This window comes from Haladaptatus sp. DJG-WS-42 (assembly GCF_037198285.1).
Classification (GTDB): domain Archaea; phylum Halobacteriota; class Halobacteria; order Halobacteriales; family Halococcaceae; genus QDMS2.
Genome location: NZ_CP147243.1, coordinates 74,292 through 96,317 on the forward strand (window position 1 = coordinate 74,292; position 22,026 = coordinate 96,317).

22 protein-coding genes are annotated in these 22,026 nt (G+C 59.5%); 12 read left to right on the plus strand and 10 right to left on the minus strand.

What is annotated here, in order from left to right; all coding sequences use genetic code 11:
* Positions 1–7: 7 nt before the first annotated feature.
* Positions 8–280 (minus strand): hypothetical protein, encoded by a 273-nt coding sequence (locus tag V5N47_RS00400; RefSeq protein WP_338728779.1) that lies wholly within the window; start codon positions 278–280, stop codon positions 8–10.
* A gap of 81 nt (positions 281–361) precedes the next feature.
* On the opposite strand from V5N47_RS00400, the gene V5N47_RS00405 reads away from it, so the two are divergent.
* Entirely contained in the window at positions 362–1,180 is an 819-nt protein-coding gene (locus V5N47_RS00405; RefSeq protein WP_338728781.1) for an aldo/keto reductase, read from the plus strand.
* 1 nt (position 1,181) lies between these two features.
* On the opposite strand, the gene dinB is transcribed toward V5N47_RS00405, so the two are convergent.
* Complete coding sequence (gene dinB, locus V5N47_RS00410) at positions 1,182–2,441, minus strand: DNA polymerase IV (RefSeq protein ID WP_338728783.1); 1,260 nt, start codon at positions 2,439–2,441, stop codon at positions 1,182–1,184.
* An 89-nt stretch (positions 2,442–2,530) separates the two neighbouring features.
* On the opposite strand from dinB, the gene V5N47_RS00415 reads away from it, so the two are divergent.
* Entirely contained in the window at positions 2,531–2,674 is a 144-nt protein-coding gene (locus tag V5N47_RS00415; RefSeq protein WP_338728785.1) for a hypothetical protein, read from the plus strand.
* Between the two features lie 13 nt (positions 2,675–2,687).
* On the opposite strand, the gene V5N47_RS00420 is transcribed toward V5N47_RS00415, so the two are convergent.
* Positions 2,688–2,876 (minus strand): hypothetical protein, encoded by a 189-nt coding sequence (locus tag V5N47_RS00420; RefSeq protein ID WP_338728786.1) that lies wholly within the window; start codon positions 2,874–2,876, stop codon positions 2,688–2,690.
* 412 nt (positions 2,877–3,288) lie between these two features.
* On the opposite strand from V5N47_RS00420, the gene V5N47_RS00425 reads away from it, so the two are divergent.
* Complete coding sequence (locus tag V5N47_RS00425) at positions 3,289–4,032, plus strand: hypothetical protein (RefSeq protein WP_338728787.1); 744 nt, start codon at positions 3,289–3,291, stop codon at positions 4,030–4,032.
* 41 nt (positions 4,033–4,073) lie between these two features.
* Here V5N47_RS00425 and V5N47_RS00430 read toward each other — a convergent pair whose 3' ends face one another.
* The gene (locus V5N47_RS00430) at positions 4,074–5,675 is read right to left on the minus strand and encodes a COG1361 S-layer family protein (protein ID WP_338728788.1); all 1,602 of its coding nucleotides are present in this window, start codon (positions 5,673–5,675) and stop codon (positions 4,074–4,076) included.
* Between the two features lie 118 nt (positions 5,676–5,793).
* On the opposite strand from V5N47_RS00430, the gene V5N47_RS00435 reads away from it, so the two are divergent.
* The 6 genes from V5N47_RS00435 to V5N47_RS00460 all read left to right on the plus strand — a co-directional run bounded on the left by V5N47_RS00435 (position 5,794) and on the right by V5N47_RS00460 (position 10,717).
* A complete protein-coding gene (locus tag V5N47_RS00435; RefSeq protein ID WP_338728790.1) occupies positions 5,794–6,687 on the plus strand; it encodes an ABC transporter ATP-binding protein in 894 nt (297 codons plus the stop codon).
* Complete coding sequence (locus V5N47_RS00440) at positions 6,674–7,480, plus strand: ABC transporter permease subunit (protein ID WP_338728792.1); 807 nt, start codon at positions 6,674–6,676, stop codon at positions 7,478–7,480. Before V5N47_RS00435 ends, V5N47_RS00440 begins: the two co-directional genes overlap by 14 nt.
* 52 nt (positions 7,481–7,532) lie before the next feature.
* Positions 7,533–8,504: an ABC transporter ATP-binding protein gene (locus tag V5N47_RS00445; RefSeq protein ID WP_338728794.1), complete on the plus strand. Its 972-nt coding sequence runs from the start codon at positions 7,533–7,535 to the stop codon at positions 8,502–8,504.
* On the plus strand, positions 8,501–9,274 hold the full coding sequence (locus tag V5N47_RS00450; protein WP_338728795.1) for an ABC transporter permease: 774 nt from the start codon (positions 8,501–8,503) through the stop codon (positions 9,272–9,274). The genes V5N47_RS00445 and V5N47_RS00450 overlap by 4 nt, the downstream gene beginning before the upstream one ends.
* 417 nt (positions 9,275–9,691) lie before the next feature.
* Positions 9,692–10,369 (plus strand): peroxiredoxin-like family protein, encoded by a 678-nt coding sequence (locus tag V5N47_RS00455; protein ID WP_338728797.1) that lies wholly within the window; start codon positions 9,692–9,694, stop codon positions 10,367–10,369.
* 60 nt (positions 10,370–10,429) lie between these two features.
* Positions 10,430–10,717, plus strand: coding sequence for a hypothetical protein (locus V5N47_RS00460; RefSeq protein WP_338728798.1), 288 nt, complete (start codon positions 10,430–10,432; stop codon positions 10,715–10,717).
* A gap of 4 nt (positions 10,718–10,721) precedes the next feature.
* Here the strand turns inward: V5N47_RS00460 and V5N47_RS00465 are convergent, their stop codons facing one another.
* Genes V5N47_RS00465 through V5N47_RS00490 form a run of 6 tightly spaced genes read right to left on the minus strand, consistent with a single transcriptional unit; the run spans position 10,722 to position 18,951 of the window.
* Positions 10,722–12,521, minus strand: a complete 1,800-nt coding sequence (locus V5N47_RS00465) for an IucA/IucC family siderophore biosynthesis protein (RefSeq protein ID WP_338728799.1) — start codon at positions 12,519–12,521, stop codon at positions 10,722–10,724.
* Positions 12,518–13,843 carry a lysine N(6)-hydroxylase/L-ornithine N(5)-oxygenase family protein gene (locus V5N47_RS00470; protein ID WP_338728801.1) on the minus strand — a complete coding sequence of 442 codons (1,326 nt, stop codon included), beginning with the start codon at positions 13,841–13,843 and terminating at the stop codon, positions 12,518–12,520. Before V5N47_RS00470 ends, V5N47_RS00465 begins: the two co-directional genes overlap by 4 nt.
* Positions 13,840–14,433, minus strand: coding sequence for a GNAT family N-acetyltransferase (locus V5N47_RS00475; protein WP_338728802.1), 594 nt, complete (start codon positions 14,431–14,433; stop codon positions 13,840–13,842). Before V5N47_RS00475 ends, V5N47_RS00470 begins: the two co-directional genes overlap by 4 nt.
* Entirely contained in the window at positions 14,430–16,187 is a 1,758-nt protein-coding gene (locus V5N47_RS00480) for an IucA/IucC family protein (RefSeq protein ID WP_338728803.1), read from the minus strand. Before V5N47_RS00480 ends, V5N47_RS00475 begins: the two co-directional genes overlap by 4 nt.
* The gene (locus V5N47_RS00485) at positions 16,184–17,605 is read right to left on the minus strand and encodes a pyridoxal-dependent decarboxylase (RefSeq protein WP_338728804.1); all 1,422 of its coding nucleotides are present in this window, start codon (positions 17,603–17,605) and stop codon (positions 16,184–16,186) included. The genes V5N47_RS00480 and V5N47_RS00485 overlap by 4 nt, the downstream gene beginning before the upstream one ends.
* Positions 17,602–18,951 carry a diaminobutyrate--2-oxoglutarate transaminase gene (locus tag V5N47_RS00490; protein ID WP_338728806.1) on the minus strand — a complete coding sequence of 450 codons (1,350 nt, stop codon included), beginning with the start codon at positions 18,949–18,951 and terminating at the stop codon, positions 17,602–17,604. Before V5N47_RS00490 ends, V5N47_RS00485 begins: the two co-directional genes overlap by 4 nt.
* A gap of 362 nt (positions 18,952–19,313) precedes the next feature.
* Between V5N47_RS00490 and V5N47_RS00495 the strand changes: the two genes are divergently transcribed.
* The 3 genes from V5N47_RS00495 (at position 19,314) to V5N47_RS00505 (ending at position 21,839) form a co-directional block, all read left to right on the plus strand.
* The gene (locus V5N47_RS00495; RefSeq protein ID WP_338728808.1) at positions 19,314–20,018 is read left to right on the plus strand and encodes a ferritin-like domain-containing protein; all 705 of its coding nucleotides are present in this window, start codon (positions 19,314–19,316) and stop codon (positions 20,016–20,018) included.
* 112 nt (positions 20,019–20,130) lie between these two features.
* Positions 20,131–20,370 carry a hypothetical protein gene (locus V5N47_RS00500; protein WP_338728809.1) on the plus strand — a complete coding sequence of 80 codons (240 nt, stop codon included), beginning with the start codon at positions 20,131–20,133 and terminating at the stop codon, positions 20,368–20,370.
* Between the two features lie 350 nt (positions 20,371–20,720).
* Complete coding sequence (locus tag V5N47_RS00505; protein WP_338728810.1) at positions 20,721–21,839, plus strand: FAD-dependent oxidoreductase; 1,119 nt, start codon at positions 20,721–20,723, stop codon at positions 21,837–21,839.
* Positions 21,840–22,026: the final 187 nt, after the last annotated feature.

The following is a 22,026-nucleotide window of genomic DNA, read 5'->3' on the forward strand; positions in this document are numbered from 1 at the left end:
TGAAAAATCAGGCGCGGATGACGAAGTGGCTGTCACCTTGGTCCTCGAGGGTTGTAGACTCGAACATTCTGACGATATAGCCCGTTTGGGTCTGGCTGATGTCACAATCTGCGTCCACGCGCACGAGGTGGCCAATGAGCTGGGCTGACGGCGGTTTTTGGGCCGCACCGCAGTCGTAGATGGTAAGGAGTTCGTCGCCTGCCGGTGACTCGTAGACGATGATGTAGGCGTGCGGTGCGAGTTCCCAGCAACCCTCACCTGCGCCCGCGAGTTTGTTCATGCCGAGAGTTCGTGCGCGTTCAGATAAAACACCCCTCTCAGCTCCACAAACATTATTTTGTTCGGATAGGTCTGTGGGTGCATGGATGATGCTGTGAACCACCCGCCCGTAAATGGTATCCCCGCACTCGGACTCGGAACGTGGCAAAACACCGACTTCGGTGCGTGTGTGGCGAGCGTCCGCAACGCACTCGACGTGGGCTTTCGCCACATCGACACCGCCCAGTACTACGAGAACGAGGCGGCCGTTGGCGAAGGTATCAGCACGTCTCCAGTTTCACGGGAATCGGTCTTCCTCGCGTCGAAACTGTGGTTCGATGACCTCGCCTACGACGACGTGGTTCAGACGGCACGCGAGAGCCTTGACCAGCTGGGCGTCGACTCACTCGACATGCTGTACGTCCACTGGCCAGCCGAAAGCTACGACCCAGCGGAGACGCTTGCGGCGTTCACCGACCTCAAACGCGACGGCCTCATCGACCACATTGGCGTGAGCAACTTCACCCCGGAGCTACTCAGAGAGGCCCAAGAGTGCTGTGACGCCCCCATCAAAGCAAATCAAGTCGAGATGCACCCGCTGCTCCAACAGGAGGAGTTGCGGGCTTACTGCGACCGCCACGACATCACGCTCGTCGCCTACTCGCCGCTCATGCGCGGCGAGGTTGGCGAGGTACGGGAAGTATGCGACGTGGCAGAAAAACACGAGACGACGCCCGAACAGGTCACGCTCGCGTGGCTTCTCGAGAAAAACGTCGTCCCCATCCCGAAGGCAACGAGCCGTGACCACATTCTGTCGAATTGGGAGAGTCAGTTTGTGGAGTTGGACGACGAAGACATCGCGCACATCGGCGGCATCTCACAGGAACGACGGCTCGGCGACCCGGTGTTCGCGCCGTGGTAAGTTAGAAATCAGTTAGTGACTGTTGGCCCTGTCGGGCTGCTTCGTGGTCGAGCGTCGGTTTTTCTCGTGGCTCATCAGGAACCTCGTCACCACCACTCCAACTATCGAGACTCGCCTGTTCTTCGTCCGCAAACGAGAGCTTCGAGACGCGAACGCCGAGTTTGCGCGCCGTTTCGCCTTCGAATTCGGTGAGCAACGAGCGCGCCACCGACTCGACGAGGTCCGGGTCTTGGACGGGGCCGGGCAACGACCGCGCGCGTGTGTGTACATCGAACGGCGGCGTCACCACCTTGATACCAATCGTTTGGTAGAGCGCGCCTTCACGGTCTGCGCGCTCGGCGACCGCTTCAGCGAGCCGAGAAACCGTCTCTTGGTGCTCGCTCGGTTCCGCCGTCGGCGGAAACGCAGACTCTCTGGAGAAACTCTTTGGCTTGCCAACCGGTTCGACGACGCGCGTGTCTCTCCCGTTCGCTCGCTCGTAGAGTTCGCGGCCGCGTTCCCCAAACCGGTCTACGAGTTGGTCGCGGTCTGCGTCAGCGAGGTCACCCGCCGTCTCGATGCCGAGGTCACGTAGCGAGCGCGCCGTGACTGGGCCAATTCCGTGGACTGCTTCGATGGAGAGCGGTGCGAAGAAGTCGCGGACGGTTCCCGGCTCAACGACGGTCAAGCCGTCCGGCTTGTCGAAGTCGCTTGCGACCTTGGCTGCGCTCATGTTTGGCGCGACGCCGATGCTCGCGGTCACGCCCACCTCGCGTTCGATGCGCTGTTTGATGTAACGGGCGTAGCCTTCGGCGAGCGTTCTGCTTCCATCCGGGGTTTTATCCCATGCGGTGCGGTCGGTCACGTCGAGATAGGCTTCGTCGATGCTCACTTCTCTGAGCGTGTCCGCGCAGTCGCGCAGAATGGCTTTGACCGCTGCGCTCACCGACTTGTAAAAGTCGAGGTCCACAGACCGATAGTACCCACCAGCCTCGCCGTCGTCAACGTCTTCGATGCGCGGGAGGGTGTCGAGCGCCTTTGAGATGGCTTGGGCACTTTCGATTCCGAACGCGCGTGCTTCGTAGCTCGCCGTCGCCACCGCGCCAATCGTCTCGCCGGGTTCGTAGCCCATGCCGACGATGACGGGCTTGCCGACCAGTTCAGGCTCTCGCAAGCGCTCGCAGGCGGCGTAAAAACAGTCCATATCGACGTGCAAGATGATGCGCGCGGGGCCGTCCTCGTCGGGAACCCCAGGCAATCGGACACCATCTCGATTGGCCATACTGGTAGTACACAGTGGAAGCGTGTTAAGGTTCCTGAAGCGGGTGGGTGGACCGAACGGTGATGCATGCAGGTGACACACGCTGGAATGTGACGAACGGGCGAGCGCTCTCCGGCCAATACGAAGGAGCCCAACTCACAGCCATCGCCACCGCTCTCGGGATGTACTGGGTGGTTTGGCTCGACTTCTACCCCCGAACGGACGTGTACGGGCGCGACGCCGGGCCAAATTGAAAAGGTGTTTCGATTACAGGCCGACGTCTTTCCACCGAACGCTGCTCGCGTGCTCGGTGTGGCCGTACGTCGTCCCCGCGTACTTCTCTAAGTCGGTAATCGTGGTACAGCTCAAGCACGCATACACTTCATCGTTGTTAGTACCGAACACTCTGACAAAGTCTGGCGTAACGAACCCCCCACAGTTTGAACATTGTTTCATGTTAACTTCCCCCTTACAACTCTAAACTGATGGATGGACTGACTATTAAGTGTATCTATCGTTTACTTTCGTTATTAGGCGACTACTCGCTAAAATTGAATGAAGAAACAATTTCTCGTAGAATATACAGACAATCGGAAACAATATTCGCAACAGCGTACCATTTTCACTCAGCGTTTGCGCCGCCCGTCGATTTTATATCAAAAATACCAACAGTGCGCATTCTTTGACCATCGCTCTCCTGACACTCGCGGAACGAAGAGTTACTTAATAATTATTACAAATTGTGTGGATGAATTCAAAAGTGTGGCCTATAATCGTAATGCGATAGTTCGGTAAGCTAATCCTAACTTACGAAACAGATATGCACTGATAGAAACATTATACTCGTTGGTGTAAAACTGTGAGTGACTTGTTCATACTTCAAGCGGGAACTATTGGGGATACGCTGACGAGCATGCTAAACGAGATGATTGCGTTCGTGCCGAATCTGGTCGGCGCGATTCTCATCTTGCTCATCGGTTGGCTCGTCGCCAGAGGAGCCATGCGGCTGGTTGAATACGTCTCAGACCGCATCGAACTCGACCGCGTCGTCCTTGCGACGCCGCTCGGGGACATTCTCGGTGGCACAGAAAAAGCGATCTCCCATTCGTTCGGGTTGCTCGCCTATGCATTCGTGTTCGCGCTCTCCGTCCTCGCGGCCGCAGAGGCACTCGCCATTCCACTCCTGTCGCTGTGGATTTCAGAGGCCGTGTCCTACTTGCCGTCGCTGATCGCCGGATTGCTCATCATCGTCCTCGGCTTTGTCGTCGCTGACTTCATCGGCGACGCCATCCAGCGCACCCGCGCGGCGACCGAGACGATGTACACGAGCTGGTTTGCAACGGGCGTTCGCCTGTTCCTCTACTTCACTGTCGTCGTCATCGGTCTCGATACGATGGGCGTCGACGTGGAACTGCTCTACATCCTCGCAACCGCCTTCGCTGGCGGGGTGGCAATCGCGCTCGCCCTCGGTGTCGGTATCGCGGTTGGCTGGGGTGGCAAGGACTACGTTGCCCAGAACATCGCCAGCTGGATGAGCGCCGCACGCGGTGGCATCACGCCCCGCTCTGACGGCCCAATGACCGGTGGCGAAACCCCGGCTGACGACGACTAATCAGATCCGATTTTCGAGTTTTTCGAGAGAACCAGTGACGCCTAGCGACGGCGATACCACCACACCGCCGCCGCGACGACGACAACCACAGCGAGGCCAATCGCCTCTGTTGGAATCTGTTGGGGCGCGCCTTCGATGACTTCCACGGGAACTTGTTGTGTCTCTGTGCGCCTCGTGCCGTCCGCCTGCTCGTAGTCAATCGCGAGCGTCACCGCTTTCATCTTTGGAATCGCGTCGTCTGACACTTCGAGGTCGAACGACACCGTGGTCGATTCACCGGCATCCAGCCGGGAGACGAACGTTGAGGCGTCTGCACTTGAGACGGGCTCTTCTGCGAGCAATCTGACGTTGACGTTTCTGATTGCTTCCGCCCCGTCGTTCGTGAGGCGAACCACGAGCACACCCTCAGAATCGACTTCGAACGTCGCGTTCACGGGGTCGACGCTGAACCGGTCTTGTTTCTGCGCGACGGCGACCGCAAGCGAGAACGGGTCGGTCGTCTGTCGGCCGGTTGGCGACTGGTACTCAACCGTCGTCGAAAGCCGCCGCACTCCCGCTGTGGCGTTTTGTGTCACCGTAATCGGGTACTCGAACTGAGCGCTTTCTCCGGCTTCGAGCGAGCCAACTGGCACCGCAAGCGACTGCGCGATGAGCGGCGGAGAGACGGGTTGGAGCACGACCACCACGTCGGTCGCCGTTGTCTGCCCGGTGTTCGTCACCGTCCCCGTGACTGTTCCACGGTCACCGACGCTGAGCGTGCTCGACACGTTATCGATGGCGAACTGCTGGCCCGACTGTGGGCGAATCCCAATCGAAAGCGGGTTCGAGCGTTGGGTCAGCCCGTCTTCGTTTTTGTATTCGACCACGGCTTCTGCGGCGTAGTCACGGACGAGTGCGTCGGTCGCAACGCCAACACGGGCGGTCACGCGCTTGGTCGTACCCGGCTGCCACGTTCCGACGAAACTTTCTGCGCTCTGTGCGCCCGTCCCGAAGGTGAGTTCGCTGTCGGCCGATTGGATGAGGAGCGTGGCGTCACGGGCGGTTTCCGTTCCGTCGTTTCGAATGTTGAGCGTGACCGATCCGGTTTCCCCGACCGCAACGTCAGAATCAACGGAGAGGACGGTGAATCGAGGCTGGTCTTCGACGACGACTGTCACCGGAAGTTCCTGCGTGCGAGTGCGCTCGGTGAACCGAAGCGAGCCGTCTTCGCGGGTAATGACCTTCGAGGTGTACTCATACTCTACCGCCACGGTCAGGTCGTAGGTCCCCGGCGCTGCATCCTCGGCAACGGCGAGCCGTATTGGATACGGACCCGCAACACCCTCTGGAACCGTCCCCGCGGGTGTGGTTGCGGTTTTTACGGTGATGGGGCTGTTCTCAGGCGCAGAGACTGAAACCGTGGTCTGGCGCGCTGTCTGTACCAACTGCTCGAACTCATCGTCACCGGTTATCTGTACTACGCCGTTGTTCACGAGATACAACGACACGGCACCATCAGTTCCCGGCGCGAGGGTGTTTTCTGGGATGAAAGCGGTAAAATCAGGGCGACCGGCGACGCTCGTGTCCTCTTGCAGGCCCGCGACGGGGCCAACACTACAGGCAAGGAGCACGCAAAAGACACCGATAACCCGCAAAACGTCCATATCGATATGTAAGTCAAGAAAATAGATAACTGCTTTTACGATTCTCAGCGTCGAGCGTTGGTCTCGCCTGCGAGAACGCCCCTGCGATGCTATATGTTCGGATAGCTTACTGTCACCTGTGACTGCGCTTATCGAAACCGATGGGCTCACCAAATTCTACGGCGAGGTACGAGGCATCGAGGACTTGTCGTTCTCCGTAGAGGAGGGGACGATTTTCGGCTTTCTCGGGCCAAATGGGGCCGGAAAGAGCACGACTATCAGGACGCTCCTTGGCCTGCTACACCCGACGAGCGGCGAGGCGCGCCTCCTTGGTCACGACGTGACCGACACGAACGCGCTCACGCAGGCCAAACAGGAAATCGGGCACATCCCCGGCGACTTCCACTTTTACCGGAACACAACCGGCGAGAAGGTACTCGATTATTTCGCGCGACTCCGCGGCGACGACCGACGCGAGGAACTCCTCGAACTGTTTCCCGTGCCCGCAGACCGCAAGGTGAAAGCCTACTCGCGGGGGAATCGCCAAAAACTCGCCATCGTCCAGGCGTTCATGCACGACCCGCGGCTCGTCATCATGGACGAGCCAACCTCCGGCCTCGACCCGCTCGTCCAAGAGACGTTCTACGACTTCCTGCTCGCAGAACAAGAACAGGGCGTCACGACGTTCTTCTCGACGCACATCCTGAGCGAGGTTCGGAAAATCTGTGAGCGCGTGGCCATCATCCGTGACGGCAAGCTCGTCGCGCTCGAAGACATCGACACGCTGCTCGAAAAAAGTGGGAAAGTCGTCCGCGTGTCGCTTGCAGAGGACGTAGACCCAGAGACGTTCATGATGCCCGGCATCGCCCGAACCGAGCTAGACGAGGCGGGCTACCTCCGGCTCATCGTCACCGAGAACTACGATGGCCTCATCGACGAACTCGCAAAGTACACGGTACAGGACGTAGACATCCGTGAGACCTCCATCGAAGACGTGTTCTTACACTTTTACGACGGTGATGTCCATGCTTGAAATCGCCCGCTTCGAAGCCCGTCGGCGTACCCGGAGTGCGGCGGCACTGACGCTCCTCATTCTCGCGCTCATCGCGCTCACGATTGGGTTGTATCCGTCGATTTCCGATACCGGCGTCGATTTGGACGCCTACTTAGAAACGCTCTCGCCGGAACTCCGACAGAGCTTCGTGGGGAGCGTCACGTCCCTTACCTCCATCGACGGCTACCTCGTCTCGCAGTTGTACGTGCTCGTCTGGCTGCTCATCCTCGGCATCTACTTCGCCTACGCTGCCGCGTCGCTCGTCTCTAGTGAAATCGAACACCGGTCTATCGACCTGCTGCTCGTCAACCCGATTTCACGAACCCGGTTTATCGTCGAAAAGTTCCTCGCACTCTTACCGGTGAACATCGCCGTCAACGGAATCGCGCTCGTCACCGTCTACTTCGGCATCCAATTTGTAGGTGAATCGCTCCCGCTCGAAGACTTACTCGCGCTTCACGGATTGTTCGTCATCTACCTCGCGGCGTGTTCAGGCCTCGGTCTCGTCGCCTCCGTGGCGTTCGATGACGTCCGGCGAGCACAGGGAGTCGGCATTGGCCTCCTGTTTGCGACCTACTTCCTCGACTCGCTCACCCGCGGGACGGATTACGAGTGGGCTGGGCAGTTTTCGTTCGCGCGGTATCTCGACCCCGCAGACGTGCTGTCGCTCGGTGAAATCGATTGGCTCGGCACGGCGATTCTCCTCGCGGCGACAATCGGCCTCGTGGTGCTCGCCGCAGAACTGTTCGAGCGAAAGGACATCAACGGCTAAGCTGACAAATTCCTCGGAACAATTACATCTGCGCCGGGAGTACGTACCTGAAATGGCGACACACGACGAGAGGCCTGTGGTTGCGGTGTCGGGACTCTCGAAGGTGTTTTCCCGTCGCGGGAAACAGCCGGTGACGGCGGTTGATGATGTGTCGTTTGCCGTTGGACAGGGGAGTGTGGTTGGCCTGCTCGGGCCGAACGGCGCGGGCAAGACGACGACCATCAAAGCCATCCTCGGACTCGTAACGCCGACTTCCGGGAGTATTCGAGTGGGTGGGGTTGACGTACAAACCAATCCCCGTGAAGTCTACCGAAACGTGAGCGCCGTGCTCGAAGGCTCGCGCAACATCTACTGGCGACTCTCGCCCAGACAGAACGTCGATTTTTTCACGAGCTTACAGGGAATCCATCCGAAAACCGTCAGGCAAGAGCACGACGACCTGTTCGGCTGGCTCGGCCTCACGGAGAAGGTTGACGACCCGGTCACGAACCTTTCGCGGGGGATGAAACAGAAGACGGCGCTCGCGTGTGCGATTGCACGGAACACAGATGTGTTGTTTCTCGACGAACCAACGCTCGGTCTCGACGTCGAGACCTCGCTCGACTTACGGCGTGAACTCAGGCGATTGGCCAAACACGACGGGAAAACCATCCTCATCTCCAGTCACGACATGGACGTTGTCCAAGACGTGTGCGACCGCGTCATCATCATGAACGAGGGGCGAATCGTCGCAGACGAACGCATTGCTGACCTGATTGCGCTGTTTCGCTCCCAGACCTATCGCATCGCGGTAAGCCACGACGAGGCCGCGCTCAGGGCACACCTCCGCGAGTTCGAAGTGACCGACTGGGCGAATCGAGATGGCTTCACCGAGTTCGATGTCGTTCTCCGAGACGGCGACCGATTTTACGAGTTGATGGAGACGCTCCGGACAGAACGCGTGGCGCTCGAATCGGTCATGGCGATTGAACCTGACTTAGAAGACGTGTTTCTCACCGTCACCGATAACGAGGCTGCGCGATGAGGCCAACGCTCGTCCTCTTTCGGGGCATCTTCCTGAAAGCGATCATCCTCCTGACGCGGTATGCGTTCAACACGGTGAGTGAACTCGTCACCATCTACCTATTTTTCGCGCTCATCTTCTTTGGCGGGCAGGCGTTCATCGGAACCGCGTTCACGGACTCGCTCGAAGGCATCATCGTCGGTTTTTTCGTGTTCACAATTGCGGTCGGCGCGTATTCCTCTGTGTCGTGGGACATCATCCGCGAAGCGCAGTGGGGGACGCTTGAACAGCTCTACATGTCGCCATTTGGGTTTGGCCGCGTGACGTTGGTGAAAGTCTGCGTGAACGTCCTCATCAGCTTCCTGTGGGGTGGCACAATGCTTGCACTCATGCTTCTCACGACCGGGGAAACCCTCGCGCTCGACCTCGTGACGATTCTACCATTGCTCGTGCTCACGCTCGCGTCTGCTGTGGGGGTTGGCTTCATCACTGGCGGCCTTGCGCTTCTGTACAAGCGCATCGAGAACCTGTTTGCGATCATCCAGTTCACGTTCATTGGCCTGCTGGCGGCCCCCGTTGACGCCTACCCCGTGTTGAGATTTCTGCCGCTCGCGCTCGGTGGCGATCTGCTCGGCGCGGCGATGGCCAGAGGTGTGCGACTCTGGGAACTCCCGACTGGCGACCTCTTGTTGCTCACCGCCAACGCCGTGGGCTACGTCGTGGTTGGCTACGGAATCTTCCAGTATATCAGCAAGAAAGCGCGTGACAGGGGCGTTTTGGGCCACTACTGAATCTGCCCAGCTTTCTCGCCAAATCAACTTGCTTTTTCCACTCCACCTCGCTCCTCTATCGGCAATTCTGCAAAGAGAAGCCTCAAAGCGGGAAAACACACAATATTAAAGGTCGTTAGTATGCTAATAAGTGTTATTACCACACCAACGAAATGGTTAAGTAAAGGAGGTATGTTACTCAGTAACACCATGTCAAAACGAAGCCGACGACCGACAATGAAAGATGTTGACCACACACCGCCAGCAGGCGAGTCTGTGACAAATGTGTGGAATCGAGGGCGAAAACCGGAACCAGAATCCAGCGATTAAGCAGCCAGCAGTTCTTCTGAACAGTCTCAGTTTGGAGCCAATAGAGGCAGCATTTTCCGCTCAGCGTGCGTTCTAGACTCCGTTGCACCCCGCGCAACGGTGAGGGAAATGAGCAGTGAGTATCAACAAATCGTAGACGACGCAGAACACGAGTGGCGAACCAGCTTTGACCAAGGGCCGACGCGAACCAGATGGACAGTGCTCCCCGTCCAGATTGGCGACAATGCCCCCGACTTTACGCTCCCAGACCAGCAGGGAAACGAGCGCACGCTGAGCGAGTTCTGGACAGGCAGCCCCGCACTCGTCCTCTTTTGGCGGCACTTTGGCTGTCGGTGTAGCATCGAGCGCGCCGCTCGCTTGAAAGCCGAACTGGCGGCCTACGATGCAGCAGGTGGAACCGTCGTCATCGTTGGGCAGGGCGACCCCGAGCGAGCCGCCGCCTACGCCCGCGAACACGACATCGTCTGCCCGATTCTCTGTGATACCTCGATGCGCGCGTACAGCGAATACGGCCTGCTCGAAGGCCAGCCGTCGCAAATCATCTACGGCTTAGACGAAGCCGTTCGCAACCGTGACCCGGCGGCCACAGACGCGCTGGTCGAAGCACGCAGACGCGAAGGGCGCCCGCTCGTGGATAATCCGTGGCAACTCCCCGGCGAGTTCATCATAGCAGAGAACGGACGCATCCAACTGGCCTACCGCTACCAGTACTGTGAGGACTTCCCCGACCCGCGAATCCACGAGACAACCCTTCAATCGCTCACCCGCACAGAGAGCGATAGCTAAACCCTCAGCGCGCGTATCTCTCTCATTCCAGTGGCCATCGCGCCACCAGCGAAGTCAGCCATGTACATAGAACTCGAACGAGACGACGCAACACGCTCTCCGGTTGCCGGTGACGAACCTATCGTGCCCGGTGCGACCATGTCGTGTCGCTCGCATCTCGTGACAACCGTCTACCGAAACATCTGGGTCATCACCGTCACGTCCATCGAGGACCTCGAAAAATTGATTCCAGAACCGGTTTCGGTACTTCCGGCGGAGCGAAACGGCACCGACGCAAAAGTCGTCATCCACGCCACGCCAGAGCGACCCGCAGAACCAAAAGAGCGCGAGCCGATGCCAGCTGCGTAACCGGTCACCTATTTTGGGCGACTTCCCAGAGCGGGTTCACCACTTCGCCGTGTTCTGCGGCGTGCGGGCGGCCACCGTCGTCTGCGTAGCCGTCTTGGAGGAGGCGATTGCGATTCAGACACAGTTTCGTGAGCGTCGGCCGCAGTAGGTCAAACAGTTCGAAGCGGTCCTGTAGCTCGGGGAACTGTGCTTGGTAGTCGATAACGGCTTCACGAACCTGTCTCCAGAACTGCTGTTCAGGATAGTCGTGGTGTTCGGTGAGGACGTTCGAGAGGTAGCGAAGCACGCAGACGAACAGGCCGGTGAAGATGAACTGCGTGAGGCCTTCCGGTGGCTCAGACCGGAGAATGTCTGTGACGTCCTCGGGGAGCGACTGGAGTTCCGGGAACGGCTGGTCGCTCACGTTCACGTCGTCTACGAAGTCCTTGACCGCGATGCGCGTCGGCACGCCGTCTTCGACGACAAGAATGGTGTTCTGGCCGTGGGGCGAAAACACCGTCCCGTAGCGATAGAGGTAGTGCAGCAGTGGCGGGAGCATGGCCGAGAACAGTTCGTCCAGCCACGTTTCGACCGAGAGTCCGGATTCCTCAATGAGCTGTGAGACGAACGGCTCGCCATCCGAGACGTGGAGCAGCGCGGCGAGGGTAATCGGCTGCTCAGTGTCTCGCACGAGGTCTTCGATGCTCTCGCGCCAGACGACGCCGAGCAGTTCGTCGTATTGGTACGGTGCGCCCTCGATGGCGGTGAAATCGGGGTGGTCAAAGTTGACGCTCGCCACTTCGCCCGGCAAGAGCAATTCACACTCGTCGCGGAGGAACGGGTCTTCGTCGCGGATTCGCGTGACGTACTCGGTAACGAGCGGAGCGACTTCCGTCCGCTCGCCGGGCAGGCCGCGCCAGACGAGCGTATTGAGAATCCGCATCGGAACTTTGACGTTGTGTTTTTTCTCGTCATCGACGTTCACGAATGTTCGCACCGACTGCATCGGCCGATAGCGGTCGTTTCCGGTTCCGAGCAAGACGATTTCGTCGCGGGCAATCGCGCCGGGATACAGTTGGGTGATACTGCTGTTCCACTGGTATTCGTGAACCGGGACGAACAGGTAGTCTGCGGGGTCAAGGTTCTTCTCGGTGAGGGTGTCACAGAAATCGTCGTACTGGTGGCCGAGTTCGGTGCGAACGAAGTCGTCGTGGCTGAGTCCCGCGACGCCCGAGAAGGAGGCGTGGTCGCGCGACAGCGCCACCCAATAGAACTGCGTGTTCGCGCCGAGTTCGGGGGCGAACTTTCGGTACTCGTCGTAGCCCCAGCCAACGCGGCCTTTGTTGTAGGTGATCCATGGATGGCCAGTCATCTCGCCCTCTATTTCGGCGTACGACAGGTCGGTTATGGACGCGGTTCCGAGGTGGTCGTCGCGGGCGTAGATATGCGCATCGGCCAGTTGCGTGCGCTTGTACTCACGGATGAGGTGGCCCGCCGTGAGGTCATCAATGCCAATCGTGTTTTGCGCGTCACGCAGGAAGCGGACCGGGTCGGTCGCTGACTCTGTCTCGCCGGCCTCGATACGAACGATTGACGCAGCGTCCACGAGCAGGCTGTCACAGAGTCTGTCCTGTCCGGCGAATTCGTAGGTCACGTCGCCAAGTGGGAGACGGTAGCCTGTCTCCGTCTCCTCGGGGTCGATGAGGGCTTCGTAGGTGAACTCCGCGAGCATCTTTGCGAGGAGTTCTGTGCCGGTTTGTTCCCACGCCTCCTCGGTGAACGCGCGGTTATCGAACGAGACGGTCGCTGGTGGTGTCGTGGTCATTGTGGTGAGTGGGTCTGCGTACGGTTTGCGAACGATGCGGCGTCGAACGACTGGAAGACGGTGTCCGTGTCCTCGGGATACACTTCCCGTCCGGCAAGTCGGTTCACGATAATCGAGTTGCGATACGCGCCAAGGCCGAGGTCGGGCGCGCCAATGCCGTGGCTGTGGAGGTCCATGTTCTGGACGAACAGGCCACCCTCGCCGTCGAAATCGAGTTGGTAATCTTTCGAGACGCAGAATCGGCCCTTGTCATCACGGGCAAGGGCTGGTTCGAGCGGGGCGAGAAACACCGGCTCCGGCCGGGTGTACCCCGTTCCGAGCACGACAACGTCGGCTTCGTAGGCGAACGACACGGCTTGCTCGCGCTGGTGGCAGTCGAGGACGAAGCGGTCTTCGGCTTCGGCGAGGTCGCGGATTTCGGTGTTTGCGAGCAGGCCAACGTCCGGCTCAGCGCGAATCGACTGGCGGTAGAGTTCGTCGTAGATGTCGGCGCTCGTGTTCTCGTCAATTCCCTTGTACAGCAGGTCTTGGTTCGCCCGCGTCTCGTCTCTGACTTCTTGAGGCAAGTCGTGGAAATACCGCGAGTATTCGGGGGTGAAAAACTGGAGGCCGAGTTTCGAGTACTCCATTGGGAAGAAGCCCGGCGACCGGGTGAACCAGTCTAAGCGCTGGCCGGTGTCGGGGCGGTGTTCGAGCAGGTCTAAGAACACCTCGGCGGCGCTCTGTCCGCTCCCGACGACCGCAACGTTGTCTGCGTCGAGACACCGCTCGCGGTTATCGAGGTAACTCGCGGTATGGAACACGTCGGGTGAGTTCACCTGCAACGGTTCGGGGACGTGCGGGCGCGACCCGATGCCGACGACCACGTTTTTGGTGAGATAGTGTTCTACGTCGCCGGTTTCGGGGTCGATGGTTCGCACGCGGAAATGGTCGCCTTCTTCGCGGACGCTCGTGACTGCCTGTGAGAACTGCGTGTTCGAGAGTTCGCGCGACACCCACTGGCAGTAGGCGTTGTACTCACGGCGGGGAATCTGGAACGTCTCGAAGAAGTAAAACTCGTAGAGGCGGTCGCGTTCGCGTAGGTAGTTCAGGAACGAGTAGCGACTCGTCGGGTCTGCGAGCGTGACGAGGTCTGCAAGGAACGGCACTTCGAGCGTTGTGCCTTCGATGAGCATCCCACCGTGCCACTCGAACTCCTGTTTTTGTTCGACAAACACGGCGTCTAAGTCCTCGTCTGCAGATTCGATGAGCGCTGCCAGTCCGAGGTTGAACGGCCCGAGACCGACGCCGAGAACGTCGTAAACGCGCTCATCGTCGCTCATTGGCTCACCGCCGGTGCGTCGATGAACGAGTCGCGGGTACACTCCATCAAGAGTGCATCCTTTTCGTCCATCTCGATTTCGCGGATGGGCGAGAAGCCGACGCGCTCGAAGACGTGAATCACGGCGTCGTTTCGCACGTCTGGTTCGGTCAGGATACGGTTCGTTTTCGGGTGTGTGAACTGAAACGCGGTCATGGCTCTGAGCAGTGGAATCGCATAGCCACAGCCGAGGTACTCGGGCGGGCCAATCAGGAGGTGAATGCCTTGGTCTGTGGATGACGGGTCACAGTAGTCCGCGAGGACGTCGTCTGCGGCCCAGTAGGACTCCCAATAGCTCATCGGCACGCCGTCGAGACAGCCGATGTAGGGCGTCATGTGGGCTTCAGCTAGCTTTTCTTCGAGATGATTCTGGAACGTTGGGAGCGGGTCGTTGAGTTGCCAGTATGGCAGGACGTGGTCGTAGTTGAGCCACGCATGGAGGCGTTCTAAATCGTTTTCAGTGACCTGCCTGAAGCCGATGGTGCGCGAAATCGACGCATCGTGTCGCCGGAAGTCGTAGGGGGCGGCGACGACGCCGGATGGTCCAGTCATTCTCCCACCACCAGTGGGTTGTCGATGTCGGTGTACACCGACTGGTTTTCGAGCGACCCGACGAGCTCGTCCATGTCGTGGAATCGCGTGAGGAGGTTCGCTTTACACGGCAACGTTGGCGATTCGAGCAGGTCAGTCAGCAGCGACGAGTCATCATGGTCGAACGCCCGACAGTGCTCCAGTCCTTCCCGGAGAATCGAGAGCAAGTCGCGCTCGTTACAGAGTCCCGCACAGCCAAAGGCGTTCACAAGGCCGAACGCGTTGTTGAGGATGAGATAGTAGCGAAGGCGCTCGTCTGCCACCTCGTCCGGGCAACAGGTTCCGAGGCGTTCTGCGGCATCCGGAAGCACCGACTCGACGGCCGCTTGCTTTGATTCGGGCAGGTAGTAGCCCTGATTGTCGCGGTAGTAGAAGGTGTCAGGATACCCGGCTTCGTCAAGCGCGAGCACCGAGTTTTGCTGGTGGGCTTCTACACCGAGCCCCTGTTCGAGATAGAGCCACAGCGCCGGGCGCACAGACCGGCTGAGATACTCACAGAACCACTCCTTTGAGACGGCGTCCGTCGAGCGACTCTCGCGCGCTGCAATCTCACGGATGAGTCGTCCTAACCGAGAATCTGTGGCTCCCGAGGGCGCGTCCTGACAGAGCGCGACGAGCGGCGTCACCCGCTCTGGGTCGCCGGGGAATGGGTTTTCTCGCAACACCGTCTCGAAGCCGGATTCACCCTCGCCGAACGTGACCGTGAGCGAGGCGGGGTCTCTGATGATGTCGAAATCGGGAAACGTCTGATTCAGCTCGTCGCCGACCTCCGTGTCGAGTAGGTCGGCGACGGCAACCCCACGCGGAAGTTCCTCGCGGGTGTTCGTCCGCAGTGAGTTCGTGATGCGAACCGGCAGCGAAGTTTTCACCATGAACGGCGCATCCGGCGCGTAGAGCGTCCGAACTGACGTTGTTGGGTAGAACTCGCGGCCGAACGGGCCGAGGAACTCTATGGTTCCCGCAGCAACCTGTTCTTCGACGTCGGGTTGCCGTTCGAGATAATCTGCCTGCCGCGGATGGAGTGGCACGAACACGTCGTCCGTGTCCACGAGCGATTCGTAGCCGGTTGCCGCCAAGTCGGCTTTCACCCAGTCGCTTGCAGAGTGAGAAAGTGCAGCGTAGTCCTCGGTCAGTTCGGGGACGACCCGCGCATAGTGCAGTTGAAACGAGCCGCGCAACTCCGGCGCGAAGGTGGGGTTGTCGCCCATTCCCTGACGCGATTTCGGCGTCGGATGCATGAGGTGGCCAAAGAGCAGCGACTGTTCGGCCTCACTGAAGGTCGCCGCCGGTTTCGTCACGTCGTCGTCGCGTTCACGGACGAATCGCTCGATGGCACGCCGCGAGAGCGTCGCACGGTGGGTGAGTTCGCCGGGGTCACCGTCTCGGGACAGCGAGAGTTCTTTCACGCAGAGTGCGACGAGTGTGTGAGCGTCGAGCGGAAGGGTTCCGTTTTCCCCCTCGTAGAAAAAGCCTGCAAAGCAATGTCGGCCTGTCGGGGATTCGTACTCGAAGGGTGCGTAGAGCGTGAGTCCCTGCTGGTCGAGCGAGACACGGACAACGCGGTCTGCGACGGTTTCGACCGGGACGGCATCTGCTGACTCAACCACGCCAGCGCCCGTCTCACGGAGGTAACAGTTAAGGAACGCCTGCATCGAAGCGTGGTCTGCAATCGCCGCCGGGTCGAGTTCAACCGGCGTTTCGAGGTTGGTGCTCATGCGACCACCTCCGGCGTTACGGCAGCCTCACAGACGTACTGGAACAGCGTTTCGAGGTCGTTCCGAGTGATTTTCGGGTTGAGCAGGGTGAACTTGAGGTACACATCGCCGTCCACCTCTGTTCGCGCGAGGACGGCATCCCCGGCGTCAAAGAGCCGCTCGCGGATGGTTTCGTTCAGTGCATCAGGATTTGTGTCTCCAGTGTGGCGGAACACGACCGTCGTGAGCTGTGGTTCCGCGGCGAGTTCGAGGTCGGGGTTCATCCGGACGATGTCGCCCGCCTCCGCGGTCAGCGCGATAGTGTGGTCAACGAACGACGCGATAATGTCACTGCCAAGCGCGCGGAACGTCAGATACGGCTTCAGCGCGTCGAATCGGCGGCTCGTGCGAAGTGATTTTGCGACGAGGTTCGGCGGGCCGTCGCCCTCCGGGTCAAGGTAGGCCACGTCGCGGGCGAGCATCTCGAAGGACTCGGATTCCTTGACGAGGAATGCGCCACAGCCGAGCGGTTGGTAGAGCAGCTTGTGGAAATCGACGGAAATCGAATCGGCACGGTCGATGCCAGTGAGTTTGTGCTCGTGGCGTTCCGAGAAGGCGAGTGCGCCGCCGTAGGCCGCATCGACGTGAAACCAGAGGTCGTACATGGCTGCTCGGTCCGCGAGTGCGGCGAGAGGGTCGATTGCACCGAAGTCGGTCGTGCCCGCAGTTGCGACGAGTGCAATTGGCGTTTCGTCGGATTGCTCGAACCCTTCAAGGATATTATCGAGCGCGTCGAGCGACATTCGGTCGGTTTCGTCGGTCGGCACTTCGACCACGGCCGATTCACCCAGTCCGAGGATGCGAGCGGCCTGTGCGGCGGTAAAGTGTGCGGCTTCAGCGCACAGGATGCGGAACTCTTCGGCCCCAGCGAGGCCGTCTTGGCGAGGGTCATTTCCGCGAGCGTCAAGCGCCATGTCGCGGGCGAGCAGCAGGCCTTGGAGGTTCGATTCCGTGCCACCGCTCGTGAACACACCGTCACCCTCGGTGAAGCCGAACACCGAACAGAGACGCTCGACCATGCGCTGTTCGAGCACCGTGGCGGCGGGCGCTTGGTCGAACGAATCGAGCGACTGGTTGGTCGCGGCGACGAGTGCTTCTGCGGCGATTGCCGGGGCCACCGGCGGACACTGAAGGTGGGCGATGCACGCCGTGTCGGTCACATCCACGGAATCTGCGAGCACCTGCTTTGCTTCGGCGTAGGCAGCGTCGAGACCAGCTCCGGATTCGGGAAGCGGGTCGGTGTTCGAGATTTGTGTTTCGAGTTCATCGTAGGACGCACCCGTGTATGGGCCGTCGAACTCGGGGAGCGCGTCGATTGCGGCGCGGAAGGCGTCGCGGTAGGCCGCATGGCTGAACAGTTCTTTGGGGTCGGGGTTCATGCTGCGGCCTCCTGTCCGTCGACGACCGCGTGGACGGCTTCGGTGAACCGTGCGGCCATCTCGTCGACCTGTTCGCGGGTGACAATGAGCGGCGGGAGGAAGCGGGCGGTCGCGGAGTTATGGCCGCCGGTCTCGATGACGAGGCCACGGTCGAGACACGCCTGCTGGACGGTGGCGGCAAGGTTGCCGTCTGGCGGATGTGGCCCTTTTGACTCGTCGGGCGTGACGAACTCAACGCCAAGCATCAGGCCGCGGCCGCGAACGTCACCGACGCAGTCGTAGCAAAGCAGGTCGCTGAGTGCGTCGCGGAGTCGAGCCCCCATGCGAGCGGCGTGGTCGTCGAGGTCATTTTCAAGGATGTAGTCGATGGTCGCTGCTCCGGCGGCCATGGCGAGTTGGTTCCCGCGGAAGGTTCCGGCGTGCGCACCGGGTTCCCACTGGTCGAGCGATTCGTCGTAGAGGACGACGGCGATAGGGAGGCCGCCGCCAATTGCCTTCGAGAGCGTCACCACGTCGGGGGTGATGTCTGCCTGCTCGAAGGCGAACATCGACCCCGTACGGCCAAGCCCGGTCTGGATTTCGTCGACGACGAGTGGGATGTCGTGTTCACGGGTGAGCCGCCTGACCTCGCGCACCCATTCGTGGGGCGCGGGCCGCGACCCGGCCTCGCCTTGGACGACTTCAAGCACCATGCCCGCAGGTGCCGTGAGTCCCGATTTCGGGTCTTCGAGCAAGTTTTCGAGATAGTCGGCGTTTGCACGCCACTCGGCTTCGCTGCCGAGGCCAAACGGTGGGCGGTAGTTCGCGGGGAACGGAAGGTGATGAACGTAGGGCAGCAATCCGCCGATGTCGTCTTTTGCGCCCCGGTCGCCGGTGAGCGAGAGCGCGGCCTGAGTCATCCCGTGGTAGCCACCTTGGAACGAGAGCATTCCCTCGTTGCCGGTTGCCGTTTTGACGAGTTTCATTGCGGCTTCGATGGCGTCGGTTCCGGCTGGGCTACAAAACTGGACTTTGGCGCGGGAGGCGAATTCTGGTGGCAGACTGTCGTAGAGGGCGTCTACGAACCGCTCTTTCGCGGGAGTGGTCACGTCGAGGGTGTGCATCGGGCTGTCGCGGGCGAGGTGGGCTTCGATGGCCTCAGTCACGACGGGATGGTTGTGCCCGAGCGCCAGCGCCCCTGCCCCGGCGAGACAGTCGAGATACTCGTTTCCGTCCATGTCTTCGATGACGGTTCCGTGCGCCCGCTTGATGGCGAACTTGAGCGAGCGCGGATACGTACGGGCGTTCGATTCGCGCCGTTGTTGCTGGCCCAACAGCGCGGAGTTGGGGCTGTCGGCGTAGGTCATGCTCCCACTCCACGGCTGCGTGTTAGCGCGGTTACATCTTTTTTCCAGTTGGTCTGCATACGAATGTTTAGGGCGACCTAAACATAGTAAACGCTTCGATTTTTAGGTAAGCCTAAAACTAGGATCTTTCACGCGAGGGCGTGCGAAAACAGACGTCGCGAGCCGAGGTGGACAGAATGACCCTGCTGAGTATGACTACGGAGAATCTGAACCACTCGATTGGAAATACCATAAATTTATGGTAATACAAAATTTTTGTGTGTTGGTTCGGTACATTTCGCGACATTTGTGTGGAATTTGGGTGAGAGTTTGGCAAACCCCTTTCAAGCAATTTGCCATCGCTTTGAGTGGAGTTACAGACAATGACTACCAACTCGCCCGAAAACGATTCCGTGTCCGCGATGCAGCAAGCAATCTCCGCGGTGAACGACCGCTTTACCTCCCGGCGGGACTTCATCACGAAGGGAACGGCCGCCGGTGTGGTCTTACTCGGCATGGGTGGTAGCGCCGTTGGTGGTGCCGCAGGCCAGGAAGACGACGAAGAGCCAACCGACGTGGACGTTCTCAATTACGCCCTCACCCTGGAACACTTAGAAGACGCCTTCTATCGTGAAGGCATCGAGATGTTCTGCAGTAAGGATTTCAAAAGCTGCAAAACACTAAACGGCTTTAGCGACCGCGTCCGCACCGACGTGTATGACAATATCGTGGACATCGGCGACCACGAATCGACGCACACGGAGGTCCTCACGCAGGTCATCACCGACCTCGGTGGCGACCCCGTTCCCGAACTCGAATACGAATTCGGCTTCGAAACCGCAGCCGAGTTCCTCGCCATCGCCCAAGTGTTAGAAAACACTGGCGTGTCCGCCTACGACGGCGCAATCAACCGCATCGAGACTAAAGAACTGGTCACTGCTGGCGCAACCATCGCAACGGTGGAAGCTCGCCACGCCTCCTACCTGAACCTCTTAAACGGCGCAGACCCCTTCCCTGCTGCCTTCGACGAGGCGAAGTCCCAAGAGGCGATTCTCGAAGCCGCCGGTGGCTTCATCATCCAAGAGTAACGCGGCTTTCTCACCCTCCGTTCATCTTTTTCGGCTGCTTCGCGCGGTAAGTGGCGGTAATCTTGTTGGCAGAATGAAAAAACTATTTCCCAGTCGTTCTTGAACGTGTCGTATGGCCGGAATTAGTATCCACATCTCGGGGCCATTCGCACTCGCTATCGCGCTCGTTGGCGCGGTTTTGATTTACCGAGACGGAAAGTCACGCGGGATGGACACCGCTGACATGTGGGCGGTTGGCTTCTTCATCGGATTTTTCATTCCGCCGCTTATCGGCGCAATCGTCGTCCTCGTGTTCTATTTCCAGAAACGAAAGCCCAGACGGAGCGTGCCGTATGCGGTTCCGCCTGAGTAGCCATCGAGAGTGTACCCACCTTTTGTTCGGAGCAATGTCGAATCGGTGAGTGCGAACCCTTATCCCAACACGACGGGTAGAGCAGATTGCTTCGGCTTCATCACCGAAGAATTGCAGTCTGCTATGATACGCAGATTCGCTAAGTATGGTGGATTTCTCCACCGATACTTCTTACAATCCGTGAGTCGTGACGCTGTAACGCAATGCAGCAGTCCTCTTGTCTGCGTTCGAAGTACGTCACCGAATGGCTACACTCGTCGCCGTCAGGCACGGTGAAATCACGTGAAACCGTGAACAGCGGATGCAGCGCAGAGACACAAGTTTTTACCGAGATTTGTGCAAGAGTGCAGATGATGGAGCCGATCGTCATCGTCGGTGGGGGCATCATCGGAGCCAGCATCGCCTACCACCTCAGAGACGAAGCGCGGCCTGTGATTCTATACGAGAAGAACACCGTCGGCTCTGGAACGTCTGGCGAGTCGGTTGCAGTTTTCGTCTGGCACCAATCGACCCCCGACCCGCTGAGCCACCGACTCAGAGAGCGAGCGTGGGACATCTACGACCAGCTCATTCGAGACGGGACACTCAGTTTCGAGCAAACCGGCACGCTTGACGTTGCATTCACTGACGAAGCCGCTACAACGCTGCGAGAGGTCGCCACGACACTCGATTCGTACGGCGTTTCTGCCGAGTTCTTGGCCCCCGAATCGTTGGCGGTGCACGGACTCGAACCAGCGGCCCTCTCGGGCGCCCTCTCCACACCCGACGACGGCTATCTCGACCCTTCAGAGATTATCCAACACTTCCTCAAAGAAGCCAGTTCACAGGGCGTCACCGTCGAGACAAAGACTGCAGTCACTGGTATACAAACCACGCCGGATGGCGTGACCGGCGTCGAAACGGAAGCCGGGTTTCAACCAGCACACGCCGTGATAAACGCTGCTGGCCCGTGGGCATCCACAGTAAATCGAATGGCGGGAGTTGCGCTCCCGCTGCGGCACAATCTCGGGCCGGTCGTCGTCCTCCAGAAAGACACGCCGTTTACGCTCCCGTTCATCGAATTCGAAGACGGCCTCTACGTCCGGGGCGAAGGCGACAGGCAGGCGTTTGCTGGCCAGTTCGGCGCGAGCTACGAGGACGCAACCGAGCTGCAGCCAGACGAGGCACGTTCCGTCGCCCACGAGTTCTATCTGGACACAGAGGCCCGAATCGAGGAGGCGATTCCTCGACTCTCCGGGGCTGAACTCGTAACCGAGTGGGTTGGGATGCGAACGCTCACGCCCGACGGGGTGCCGTTCGTCGGTGAAACTGCCGTTTCGGGTTTCTACGTTGCGTGTGGCATGAACGGGCTCGGGGTGACGCTGGCACCGGCGATTGGGGAGGTGCTTGCGGCGCAGGTTACTGGTGGAGAGTTAGATTCGGGGCTTAAGGAATATCTCAGTCCGGGGCGGGTATCTGAGACAAGCTAAATTTGCGAGCAGTCAAAAATTCATGAGACCAATCGAACTGATTAGCGTATTTGTGGTCGTGGAGTTCGTGGTAATGTCCTCAGTAGTGCTGCTCTTGGTTCCGCTGGAAGCCGCAGCACCGCTCATTCCGCTTCTATTGTTCTTCTTGATTGTCCTGCATCTGTATCGTTCGTGAACTTGTGATATA